This window comes from Methylobacterium sp. UNC300MFChir4.1 (assembly GCF_900110155.1).
In the GTDB taxonomy this organism is placed as follows: Bacteria; Pseudomonadota; Alphaproteobacteria; order Rhizobiales; family Beijerinckiaceae; genus Methylobacterium.
The window spans coordinates 18,049-29,743 of sequence record NZ_FOCS01000040.1 but is presented as its reverse complement, the minus strand read 5'-3'; the positions used below and the strand labels follow the sequence as shown (position 1 = coordinate 29,743).

Here is an 11,695-nt window from a genome sequence, read left to right as displayed (position 1 = left end):
GGCCGCCTGACAGCACGTAGAGGAGACGTTTCCAGGTTGCGAGGACGATGAGAGTTGATGGCGAACCGGTCAGACCGGGAGCCGGGACACCCCGCCGGCTGTCCAGGGCGTCATAGCCCGCAAAGCAGAGTGGGACCCAGCTCACGGATACCATCAGGGCCAGCAGTCAACATGAACGACTGCATCAACAGGCCGGACACAAGACTGCACCCGACCAACGCGTCAGAAGCTCAATTCGCCACTTGCAATGCGGGAGCCATCCACACAGGACGGCCCCCTATCGACCCAACCCAGTCGCCCCGGGGCCGTCGAGCGCTTCCGATTAGCGGACGATCCGAGGTCGACCCATAGCCAAGCTTTTGGCGATCCTGGACCGTTCGGCCCCGTAGGCAGGGGCCACCATCGGGTAGTCGCTTGGCAGGCACCACTTAGCTCGGTACGTTTCCAGCGTCAGGCCACACGCCGTCAGATGCCGCTTGATCGTCTTGTACGGCTTGCCGTCCTCGAAGCTGATTTACGCCTCGTGCCTAATCGACGCTCGGATCTGGGCCGGTGTAACCCTTCTGCTTCCCGACACGGCCGACTGATCGGAAGTTTGAAGGCCGGTGAAGGCCGCAGCCATCGCCGTAATCAGTGCAGGCACCTCCAAGGCTGCGACGCGATTGTGCGACACATACGCCGCCACTAAGTTAGCGTTCATCTCGCCGCAATCGAGGTGGCTGTTTCCTGCAAAGACTGCGTCAGTATCCATCGGTATGTTCACTCCCATACGTTCGCGTCGTGAATTGACTATACGCGCGGGAGAAGCGATTCGAATGTTAAACTTCATCCATGAATAGTGAGATTATTCAAAATACAATCATTTAAGATGAGGTCATGATCTTTCACACATACTATCGCTTGAAATTGCAGACGAAAGAGTGCTGAGGGCCACGAAGATTGTCGCTTGGATGACATTGCGATGATTGCTGTCCAACGCAGGGTGCCGTAGCGCGCATGTCGCGAGCGCGGGGGGGCTTCGAGTGCTTTCTGGGGCGTCATGGGTCGCACCAGCTTTATCCCGGCCGACTGCCGGGAAGCGGCGGCGCGCGAGATCGATCTGTCATATCCGGATGATTTCCCACCCGAGTCCGGAGCGTGAATATGCCCGACGTTCTTCGAAAATGTTCGAGACCCGACGCGCGCACGGATTCAAATGCACTCAATATAAGATCGACTCCGAATAAATCATTCCTAGGAATCGACAATCTTAAAATTTGAAAACGTTAGATTTTTAGTAATATGCGGCGGATCATATGATCTGATCGGGATTAGTCGGTCTAGGGCATATCCATGCTGCGCAGTTCGAAAATCATCATCAAGGCCATCGTGCCGCTCGCCTTGATGGCGATCATTGCCGCGGGATTGATGGTCTATGCGATTACATGCCTCGACGCACTTGCCAAGCAAACCCGCACGATCGTCGACCTGCAAGCTGTTCGGCTCGAAAGGATCCTGAGCCTGCGATCCCATGTCAACGAACTCGCCATTCAGTCACGCAATCTCATCCTAGAGACCCGTGAGGCGGAGATGGCCGCCTACAAGGCTCGCTACGACGCCACGTTGAAGGCTACTAAAGAGGCCACCGAAACCCTGATCTCCTTGGCCGACACACCAGAGCGCAGAGCCGCCAATCAGACGCTCAAGACCATCCTGGAGGAGTTCTATGCCGCGCAGGATCGGGCAACCGCTCTCGGCCTGAAGAACGACAACGACGGCGCGACCAAGGCTCTCCTGATCGACGCTGCGGCTTCGCGCAAAAAGATGCGCGAGTTCGTGCAGGAACGGGTCGATGTCCTCAACGCCGAGCTGCGGCAGGCGCGCGACGATGCCGAGCAGGCGGTGAGCACCGCCAGGATCGTGCTGATCGGCGCCTCCGCGGCCGGCCTCGTCGGCGCCTCGCTGCTGTCCGCCCTGATCGTGATCTTCGGCATCACCCGCCCGCTGGGCAGCCTGGTGGGGGTGCTGCAGCGGATGGCCCACGGCGAGGTCGATGCCGAGATCCGCGAGGCCACCCGCGGCGACGAGATCGGCGCCGTCGGCCAGGCGGTCGAGGGCATCAAGGCCATGGTCGCCCGCAAGGCCGCCGAGGAGGCCGAGGTGAAACGCCGCGCCGACGCGGCCGCGGCTGCCGAGCGCAAGCGCACCATGATCGAGCTCGCCGACGGCTTCGAGCGCGCCGTCGGCGGCATCGTCGGCCTGGTCTCGTCCTCGGCCACCGAGCTTCAGGCCACCGCCCAGCAGATGACCGCCACCGCCGAGGAGACCGCTGCGCAATCGACCAGCGTGGCCGCGGCCGCCGAGGAGGCGTCCACCAACGTCAACACGGTCGCGGCCGCCGCCGAGGAGCTCGGCTCCTCCGTGCAGGAGATCGGCCGGCAGGTGACCGGCTCGGCCCACCTCGCCCAGGCCGCGGTCGGCGAGGCCGACCAGACCGCCCACCTCGTCCAGGCGCTCAGCCAGAACGCCGCGCGGATCGGCGACATGGTCGGGATGATCTCGGGGATCGCCGCCCAGACCAACCTGCTGGCGCTCAACGCCACGATCGAGGCGGCGCGGGCGGGTGCCGCGGGTCGGGGTTTCGCGGTCGTGGCCACCGAGGTGAAGGCGCTCGCCGACCAGACTGCCAAGACGACGGAAGAGATCAGCCGTCAGATCGGCGAGGTCCAGGGGGTGACCGCGCAGGCGGTGACGGCGATCGGCGGGATCACCGGGCGGATCCGGGAGATCGACAGCGTGGCGACTTCGATCGCGGCGGCCGTCGAGGAGCAGGGCGCGGCGACACAGGAGATCGTGCGCAACGTGGCCCAGGCCTCGGCGGGGACGAACGAAGTGACGGGCAACATCGCCGGCGTGGCGCAGGCCTCGGAGGAGACGGGGGCGGCGGCCTCGCAGGTCCTGTCGGCGGCCTCGGAGCTGTCGCGGCAATCCGAGCATCTCGGCGCCGAGGTCGCCCGCTTCCTCGCCACCGTCCGCGCCGCCTGAGATGGCTATGGTCGAGATCCTCGCCCTCCCGGTCCGGCCTCACGGCACGCACCAGTTCGACCGACTGCACGCGGACTTAGCCGCCGCGCACGAACGTGGCGCGGATCTCGGCCCCCGAGCCCCTCACATCCAAGCAGGTGGCGACAGGCTGCTCGAACTGACTTGCGCCTTGGAACGCGCGATCGAGGATCTGGATCTCACGTTGATCAAGCTCGGTCTCCGGGATCCGGACATGCGTGAAGCCCTGCGAGACTTCGTCATCAAGACCGAGAGCCTCGCCAACACGGCGCAGAGCTTCGCTCACACCGTGCACGGCCTCGCCGGCCTAGCGCAGCGGTACCGAGCGACCCTCTGACTGCGCTCACGACTTCGGGCCGGACGTAAGACCGGCCCCAGCATCAGATGGAGGCCGGCTTGGGCAGGCTGTTGTTGATCTCCGACGACCTGGCCCGAACCGGTCGCCTCGCGCGTTCCCTCGGCCCGACCCGGCGCTGTACCGTCCAGGACCTGTACGATGACAGCCTGCCGTCGGTGCAGCCGGATCTGATCGTCGGCGACGTCGCTCAGCTTACCTCCGAGGCGATCGCGCGCCTGCAGCGGATGCTAGAGCCGCTGCGCGCGGCCGGCGCCCCTTTCCTGTTCCTGACCCACGGTAACGCCGCTCGCGCTGAGGCCCAGGTGCGACTCCTCGCTCCCACCGACATCCTCCCGGCCCTGACCATGCTTGAGCGCCTGCTGGCTCGGATCGACCGGCTTCTGGAGGTCGGTGGCTCCGCCGTCGCTGCCCGAATGGCGGACGAGGCCCGGCAATTCTTCGACCAGACCTTCTTCTCCAGCCAGCTAATCACGCCCGAGCTCGCGAGCACCGGCACCGGCCTGATCGCCCGAGCCGTGCAGCATTGTGGCCTCCGCGAGTGGATCGGGGCGGTACAGCGCTTCGACGAGGCCACGCACCGGCACTGCCTGATCGTTACAGGTCTCGCTGCCGCGTTCGCGGCGAAGCTCGGGTTTGCCGATCTGGACAGCTACCGCCTGACCAAGGCGGCGCTGCTGCACGACGTCGGCAAAACCCGGATCTCGACCGCGATCCTGAACAAGCCCGGGCGGCTCACCGACGAAGAGATGACGGTGATGCGGACGCACGCGGCGCTGGGCTACGACATGCTGGTGGATAGCGGCTTCTCGCGGGAGATGCTGCAGGTGGTCCGCTCGCATCACGAGATGCTCGATGGCTCCGGCTACCCGGACGGGCTGCGGGCACCTGAGATCTCGGACCTCGTCCGGCTGGTAACGATCTGCGACATTTACGGCGCGCTGATCGAGCGGCGGCCGTACCGGGCACCGATGCCGGGAAGGCAGGCCTACGGGATCGTGCAGTCTATGACAGGCCGGCTCGACCCTGATCTGGTCACGGCGTTCCGCCCAGTGATGACCACGTTTGATCCGACCGGCACTGCTGCGGCTTAGGGTCGGAATTGGGTGGGACCGCGACGTCCGCTCCGATGCGCTTGCTGTTCCAGAGCGGACCGCCGGCTTTCCACCCTTTCCGGTCATTCCGCGACCGACCCACTCGGGCCGTACAGATCGGCATTGACGCTTCCCGAAAGCCGCCATTCATCGACAGCCCGGCGACGTCCGTTCGGGGAAGGCGGCCTTGCCAGGGTACGCCCGTAGGTGACGAGCCGCCACAAACCACGGTCATCGCCCTGGGCGAATAAATAGCGCATAAGGGATCATCACTGGCTTCGGACCCGGCCGTCAGTGCCTGAGAGCGGTGAGCGCTCCCGGCCTGATCATACGGAGCACGGTTTTGGCTAACAGCAGGCCTTTAGCCATCCTCATCGCGGAGGCTGATGAGGTCGTCCGTATGGTCACGGCCGACATGCTGGAAGACGTCGGCTTCCAGACCATAGAGGTCCGCACAGCGGCCGAGGCGCTGGTGGTTCTCGAAGGACCGATGCCTGTGAGCATGCTGATCACTGGACGCGGCATCGTGGGCGATGGTGTTGCCCTTGCCCACCTCGTTCATCACCGTTGGCCCACTGTCGGCATTATCGTCACCTCGGGAGCTGGATCAGATCTCCGAGAGGAGTTGCCGCCGGGCACGCGACTGCTCAGCAAGCCCTACGACTTTGCAGACCTCATCCATGAGGTGGAAGCTGGCCTCGCACAGGTACAGGACGAGCCCTCAGGCGCTCCCGTGCTCCCGAGCGGCGTGCCGCCCCATACCGGGACGGAGATGGGCAGCGGGATGGGCGTTGTCGCCGCTCCCACGACCGAGCCGGACCAAACGTAGCCCCGGCCGTCAGGCCGGCTAAGTCTGAACACATTCGGCTTGGCTGCCACAATGTCGGTGCGGGCGGCGAGTGGGCGGGACGGCGATATCCTCTTTGACGACTTTCAGAACCTAAGCTGACTGAAATCTACCCAGAGGGGTCCTCCCGTGACCGACCCATTGCTGTCGTCCGAACCACAACCGGCGGCTCTGCAAAGCAGCCGTGCGCCAGTCCTTCGACAGGGGTGTCAGGTTACCGTCAATTCGCGATCAAATCGCGGATGCGCGATGCCAGCGCATCGACGGCGAACGGCTTGGTCAGGACGGCCATCCCCGGTTCCATCTGGCCGTCCGTCAGCAGCGTGCTCTCGGCGTAGCCGGTGATGAACAGAACCTTGAGGCCGGGCCGCGAGACCCGAGCGGCGTCGGCCATCTGACGGCCGTTCAAGCCATTGGGCAGGCCCACATCGGTGACGAGCAAGTCAATACGGGCGTCGGACTGGAGCACCTTAAGACCGCCCGCCCCATCCGCAGCCTCCACGGCGGTGTAGCCGAGGTCGCTCAGCACGTCCGTCACCAGCATGCGCACGCTGGGCTCGTCGTCCACCACAAGGACGGTCTCGCCGGCCTGTGCCAATGCCGGGGATCCTTCCTCCGGCAGGGCCTCGTCACGCTCAGCCTTGCCCCTGTGGCGCGGGAGGTAGACCGTGACCGTTGTGCCCTGCCCCTCGTTCGAGTGGATGCGGACCTGCCCGCCGGACTGCTTGACGAAGCCGTAGATCATCGACAGGCCAAGGCCGGTCCCCTGGCCGAGCGGCTTGGTCGTGAAGAATGGGTCGAACGCCTTCGCCACCACTTCCGGGGGCATGCCGGTGCCGGTGTCCGAGACGCTCAGCGACAGGTACTCACCGGCCGGCATATCCTGTCGCTCGGCGACTCGGGGAGTGATCCGACGGTTGCCGGTCTCGATGACGATGCGCCCCCCGTCCGGCATCGCGTCGCGGCCGTTGATGCAGAGGTTCAGCAGCGCGTTCTCGAGCTGGGACGGGTCGACCAGAGCCGGCCATAGGTCCGTGGGTCCGGCCGTCTCAAGCTGAACGCTCGGCCCGACCGTCCGCCGGATCAGGTCGAGCATGCCATCGACCAGGGCGTTCACGTCGGTGCCTTTCGGCGCGAGCGTCTGCCGACGCGAGAAGGCCAGCAGGCGGTGGGTCAGCGCCGCCGCCCGCTTCGTCGCCCCCTGCGCGGCGGCCATATACTTGTCGACGTCCTTGAGGCGCCCCTGCTCGATACGGGTGCCCATCAACTCCAAGCTGCCGGAGATGCCGGCCAGCAGGTTGTTGAAGTCGTGGGCAAGCCCTCCCGTGAGTTGCCCGACCGCCTCCATCTTCTGCGATTGGCGGAGTTGCTCCTCAGCGTTCATCAGCTCGGCCGTGCGCTCGCCGACGCGCTGCTCGAGAGTTTCGGTGAGGGCGCGCAACTGGGTGATGGCCCGGTCCCGCTCCTGTTCGACAACACGACGCTCCTCGACGTCGAGGAGCACGCCGGGAAAGCTCAGGGGCGTGCCGTCCGGCGCGTGGTCGACCCGGCCATTGGCTTCGATCCAGTAGTAGCGCCCGTCCAACCGGCGCACCCGGTACTGGTGCGCATAGGCGCCGCCACGGCCGACGGCCTCGTTGATCGCTTCCGCCAAACCCGCTTGGTCGTCAGGATGTACGGTGGCTACGATCTGCGCCAGCGGGATGCCCTCGCGGCCGAGCGCTGGATCGAGCCCGAAGCTTCGGGCGAAGGCTTCGTCGACCGTGAACCGGTCGGACGGTAGGTCCCAGTGCCACGTGCCGATGATCGCGCCAGCGGCCAGGGCGAGTTGCACGCGCTCGATGTTAGCCCGTGCGAGCGCCTCGCTGGCGCGCAGGCGCTCTTCGGCCTCGCGTCGGGCGGTCACGTTGTTGAAGATGATGGCAATCTGCCGGTCCGCAGGGTCACCGACGGGAACAGCGCGCACGTCGAACCAGCGCGAGAACGCCTCAGCATAGCTCTCGAAGTTCGCGGGTTCCCGGGCCTTGGCGACCCGCCCGTAAGTCTCGAACCAGAAGGGCTCCAGGTCAGGGGCGAACTCGGTTACCCACTTGCCGCGAAGGTTGACGCCCGACTCGCGCTCGAAGGCAGGGTTGGCCTCTACGAAGCGGTAGTCGACCGGCCGGTCCTCGGCGTCGAACTTGACCTCGACGATGGCGAAGGCCGCATCGACCGTCTCCAGGATCGTCCGGAAACGCTCCTCCCTCTGACGGATGGCGGCCTCGGACCCGCGCAGACGCAGGATCTCGGCCTCGAGCTCCCCACGGGAGAGGGTCTTCAGTTCGTCCCCCGACACGAAGGATGCTTCTCTTCCGTTTACCGCGGCCGCGGCGCCTCTCGTGGCTAATCCAAGTGCGTTTACCCCGAGGAAGGTTCCTGACCAGCCTTGCACACCGCCGGGGCTGCAATCCGTGAAGCGCCACCCCAAACTATTTGTCGACCAGCGCCGTAGGGACCGCGTCGCCGACCTCATCGAGGAGGGCATTGACGTGGCGATCCGCGTGGGCGAACTGTCCGGCTCCCGCTTGCTCTCCCGGCGTCTCGCGCCGCATCGGCTCTGCGCTTTCGCGTCCCAAATCTACCTGGAGCAGCGCGGGACACCGCAGCATCCGGACGACCACATCCACCACGACTGCGTGAATTTCCGCTTCCAGAGTGCGGGCCAGGCTTTGCGCTGGCCGTTCCAGATCGGCGGCCGCGCGGTTGATCTCACGCCGAACGCCGGCGGCGTCGCAGACTTCAGCGATGCGGTCGCGGCCATCCTCGTGGTCGGCGGCATCGGCATCTCGCTGTCGTATGTCGTCGCGTTCCACGTCGAGCGAGGTGCGCTGATGCCTGTCCTGCGGAAGTTTTCTGTCGAGCGTTCCGTCGTCACGGCGTTGTGGCCGGAGAGCCGACACGGCAACCAGAATACGAACGCCTTCCCGGCTTTCCTAGGAGGTATGTTTCATTCCCCAACACCTCGGGACAAGCTGCTCAAAAGTTCAGTGGGGAAGTAAATGGTCGCCGTGGGTAGGTCTGCTTCTATACATCGACCATTCGGAAGCGGATGGTCGGGAAACCACCCCGAGCGGGTGTACCGCACCCGACCCAACTCAGAAGCGCGGACAGCCTTCTAAGCTGCCCGAAAGCGGTCATGGGTCGGACGCTGCACGGTATCGGCTTTGGCCCCGGTCGACCGGCCCGAACCGCTCGTACGAGGACCGGTGTCCTGTGGGCCGCTCAGCCCTCGCGCAATCGTCTCATGCGCAATCGAAGCTCCTGTGGTAAAGGGCATGTCACTCGACACCGCCTGTCGCCGATGCCCCTCCACAACCCTCAGAAAATCTCCCCATTCCAGAACGCACACTTCCTACCGCTACACAGGTTGACAGTGAGTTCGGGCACGCAGATCGGCAGCGACCTCGTTCATGATTGAACCAGTAAAGTCGCCCGTGGCTGTCGCTGGCCTCGACGCCGAGGACGCCCGCTTGGCGGCCCTTCACCGCTACCAGATCCTCGACACGCCGCGTGAACCGGGGTTCGACGAGATCGCCGCACTCGCTTCGGCGGTCTGCGGCACGCCCATCGCGGTCGTGAACCTGATCGGCGAGGGCCGCCAGTTCTTCAAGGCGGAAGTCGGCCTCGGCGTGCGCGAGACGCCGCTCGACAGCTCGTTCTGCGCCTGCGCGATCCTGGAAGAGGAGTTCCTCCTCGTCCCGGACGCCACCCGCGACACGCGCTTCGCGTGCAATCCGCTGGTCGCCGGCGAGCCCCATCTGAAGTTCTACGCCGGGGCGCTCCTGAAGACCGCCGAGGGCCATGCCATCGGCACCGTTTGCGTGCTCGACTACGAGCCGCGCGATCTCACCGCCGTCCAGCAGCAGACCCTGCGCGTCCTCGCGCATCAGGTGATGACGCAGCTCGAACTGCGGCGCGCCCTCAGGGAGAGGCGTGAGGAGGCCGCGTTCATGCGCAGCGTGCTCGCCTCGTCCGCCGACTGCATCAAGGTCCTCGACCTGGATACGCGCCTCACGTTCATGAGCGAGGGTGGCAAGCGCGTGATGGAGGTCGGCGACTTCAACGCCATTCGCGGCTGCCCTTGGCCGGACTTCTGGCAGGGCCAGGGCAACGCGGACGCCAAGGCTGCCGTCGTGGCGGCCAAGGCAGGAGGCGTCGGCCGCTTCCAGGGCGGGGCTAGCACCATGGCCGGTAACCCGCGCTGGTGGGATGTCCAGGTCACGCCGATCCTCGACGCGCAAGGCGTCCCCGAGAAGCTGCTCTCGGTCTCACGGGACATCACGGTCCAGAAGGATGCCGAGCGCGCCGCCACGGCGAGCGAGGACCGCTGGCGGAGTCTGTTCACCAGCATGCACGAGGGGTTCTTCTCCGCCGAGATCCTGCGGGACGACGAGGGTCACGCGGTCGATGTGCGCTTCCTGGAGGTCAATCCCGCCTTCGAGATCCAGTCGAGCCTACCGGCGAACCAAACCGTGGGCAGGACCATCCGCGAAGTGATCCCGACCATCCCGCAATGGCTGATCGACATCTACGCGGGCGTGGTCGACACCGGCGAGCCCGCGACGTTCGAGGTCGCCGTGCCCGCCCTGAACCGCACCTTCGAGGCACACGGCCATAAGGAGGCGGATCAGCGCCTCGCCGTAATGTTCATCGACATCACCGAGCGCAAGCAAGCCGAGGAACGCCGCAACGCCCTGATCGAACTCGGCGACCGGCTGCGCCACGTCACCGCCAAGGCGGATGTCGCTCCGGTCGCGGCGGACATCCTGGCGCGGACGCTAGGGCTCAGCCACGTGGGGTACGGCGATGTCGACCATGTGCGCGACACCGTCACCATCGCCGACGACCACGTCGCGGAGGGCGTCGATCGCCTGAACGGCGTGTACCCTTTCCGGAGCTACGGGTCTTACGTCGACGACCTCAAGGCGGGCCGGGCCGTGTTCATCGCCGACGCGACGGACGATCCGCGCACGGCCGGCGGCAGCGACGCCCTGGCCGCCGTCGGCGTCCGGTCCATCGCCAATATCCCGCTGATGGAGCACGGGCAGTTCGTCACCCTTTTCTTCGCCTTGAAGGCCGAACCGCACGCTTGGACGGCCGAGGAGCAGGCTTTCCTGCGCAACGTCGCCGACCGCACCCGGGCCGCCATCGGTCGCCTGGAGGCGGAGGAGCAGCAGAGAGTGCTCAACCAGGAACTGAGCCACCGCATGAAGAACATGCTGGCCATGGTCCTCTCCATCGCGACCCAGACCCTGAAGACGGTGCCCGACCGAGAACCAGTCGAGGCGTTCGAGCAGCGCATCCACGCGCTCTCGGCGGCGCACGACGTCCTGCTGCAGCAGGAATGGACGGCGGCCCCCCTGGACGCGGTCGCCAGCGCGGTTCTGCGCACCTTCGCCCAAACCACACGGCTCAAGGTTTCTGGGCCACAGGTCTCGCTTGGGCCGCGCGCGACCCTATCTGTCTCTCTTCTGCTGCACGAACTCGCGACTAACGCGACGAAGTACGGGGCTCTCTCCAACGACGAGGGCCACGTCGGGGTCAGCTGGCGCGTCGATGGCGATAGCGATGAAGGTGACCTAGTGCTCGACTGGGAGGAGAGCGGTGGGCCGCCCGTAAAGGAACCCGCCAGACGCGGCTTCGGCTCGCGACTGATCCGCCTCGGCTTGGTCGGGACGGGCGACGTCGACCTACGCTACCAGCCCACCGGTTTCCGGGCCGAGATGCGCGCGCCGCTCGCGCAGATCCATCAGTCCTAGGAAGCCGTCATGGGAAAAGCGATGCCAGCGGCCTCCGCCGTGATCCTCGTGGTCGAGGACGAGCCCCTTCAGCGCATGATGGCGGTCGATCTCGTCGAGATGGCGGGGTTCGACGTGGTCGAGGCTCGCAGCGCCGACGAGGCGGTGCGCATCCTGGAGAACCGCCCCGACATCCGGGTGGTGTTCACGGACATCGACATGCCCGGCGGCGTCGACGGGATGAAGCTCGCGGCCATGATCCGTGACCGCTGGCCGCCCATCGAACTGATCATCATCTCGGGCAAGCACCGTCCCACGCCCGAGGATCTCCCGGTGCGCGGCGTGTTCTTCTCCAAGCCGTACAAGCGGGACGAGGTGACCCGGGCGCTGCGGCAGTTCGCGGCCTGATTGATCCGAACGGCAGACCTTCCAGTTCGCAGGGAAAGGACGGCCAAGCGCGCGATGGCGATGGCCGCTTCTCTGTTCTGAGCCTCCGGAACCAGACTGCCCGCTTTCCACCCCAAGCGGGTGTACCGCACCCGACCCCTCCCGGACGTCCAGAGCGTCGCTCGGGCATTCG

At 65.8% G+C, this 11,695-nt stretch carries 8 protein-coding genes and 1 pseudogene; 7 read left to right on the top strand and 2 right to left on the bottom strand.

The window, feature by feature from the left end:
* Nucleotides 1-322: 322 nt before the first annotated feature.
* A pseudogene (locus BMY19_RS28555) lies at nt 323-700 on the bottom strand (MucR family transcriptional regulator).
* Nucleotides 701-1,326: 626 nt separating this feature from the next.
* Between BMY19_RS28555 and BMY19_RS28550 the strand changes: the two are divergent.
* The 4 genes from BMY19_RS28550 (at nt 1,327) to BMY19_RS28535 (ending at nt 5,320) form a co-directional block, all read left to right on the top strand.
* On the top strand, nt 1,327-3,024 hold the full coding sequence (locus BMY19_RS28550) for a methyl-accepting chemotaxis protein (protein ID WP_244535056.1): 1,698 nt from the start codon (nt 1,327-1,329) through the stop codon (nt 3,022-3,024).
* Nucleotides 3,025-3,031: 7 nt separating this feature from the next.
* Nucleotides 3,032-3,379 carry a hypothetical protein gene (locus BMY19_RS28545; RefSeq protein ID WP_100253717.1) on the top strand — a complete coding sequence of 116 codons (348 nt, stop codon included), beginning with the start codon at nt 3,032-3,034 and terminating at the stop codon, nt 3,377-3,379.
* Nucleotides 3,380-3,438: 59 nt separating this feature from the next.
* Entirely contained in the window at nt 3,439-4,491 is a 1,053-nt protein-coding gene (locus BMY19_RS28540; RefSeq protein ID WP_244535053.1) for an HD-GYP domain-containing protein, read from the top strand.
* A 343-nt stretch (nt 4,492-4,834) separates the two neighbouring features.
* Entirely contained in the window at nt 4,835-5,320 is a 486-nt protein-coding gene (locus tag BMY19_RS28535; RefSeq protein ID WP_091684037.1) for a response regulator, read from the top strand.
* Nucleotides 5,321-5,558: 238 nt separating this feature from the next.
* Here BMY19_RS28535 and BMY19_RS28530 read toward each other — a convergent pair whose 3' ends face one another.
* Complete coding sequence (locus tag BMY19_RS28530) at nt 5,559-7,673, bottom strand: ATP-binding protein (protein ID WP_091684035.1); 2,115 nt, start codon at nt 7,671-7,673, stop codon at nt 5,559-5,561.
* Between the two features lie 115 nt (nt 7,674-7,788).
* On the opposite strand from BMY19_RS28530, the gene BMY19_RS28525 reads away from it, so the two are divergent.
* The 3 genes from BMY19_RS28525 (at nt 7,789) to BMY19_RS28515 (ending at nt 11,523) form a co-directional block, all read left to right on the top strand.
* On the top strand, nt 7,789-8,376 hold the full coding sequence (locus BMY19_RS28525; RefSeq protein WP_091684033.1) for a substrate binding domain-containing protein: 588 nt from the start codon (nt 7,789-7,791) through the stop codon (nt 8,374-8,376).
* Between the two features lie 411 nt (nt 8,377-8,787).
* Nucleotides 8,788-11,136, top strand: a complete 2,349-nt coding sequence (locus BMY19_RS28520) for an HWE histidine kinase domain-containing protein (RefSeq protein ID WP_280141652.1) — start codon at nt 8,788-8,790, stop codon at nt 11,134-11,136.
* A 21-nt stretch (nt 11,137-11,157) separates the two neighbouring features.
* Nucleotides 11,158-11,523 carry a response regulator gene (locus BMY19_RS28515; RefSeq protein ID WP_091928707.1) on the top strand — a complete coding sequence of 122 codons (366 nt, stop codon included), beginning with the start codon at nt 11,158-11,160 and terminating at the stop codon, nt 11,521-11,523.
* The last annotated feature ends 172 nt before the right edge of the window (nt 11,524-11,695 follow it).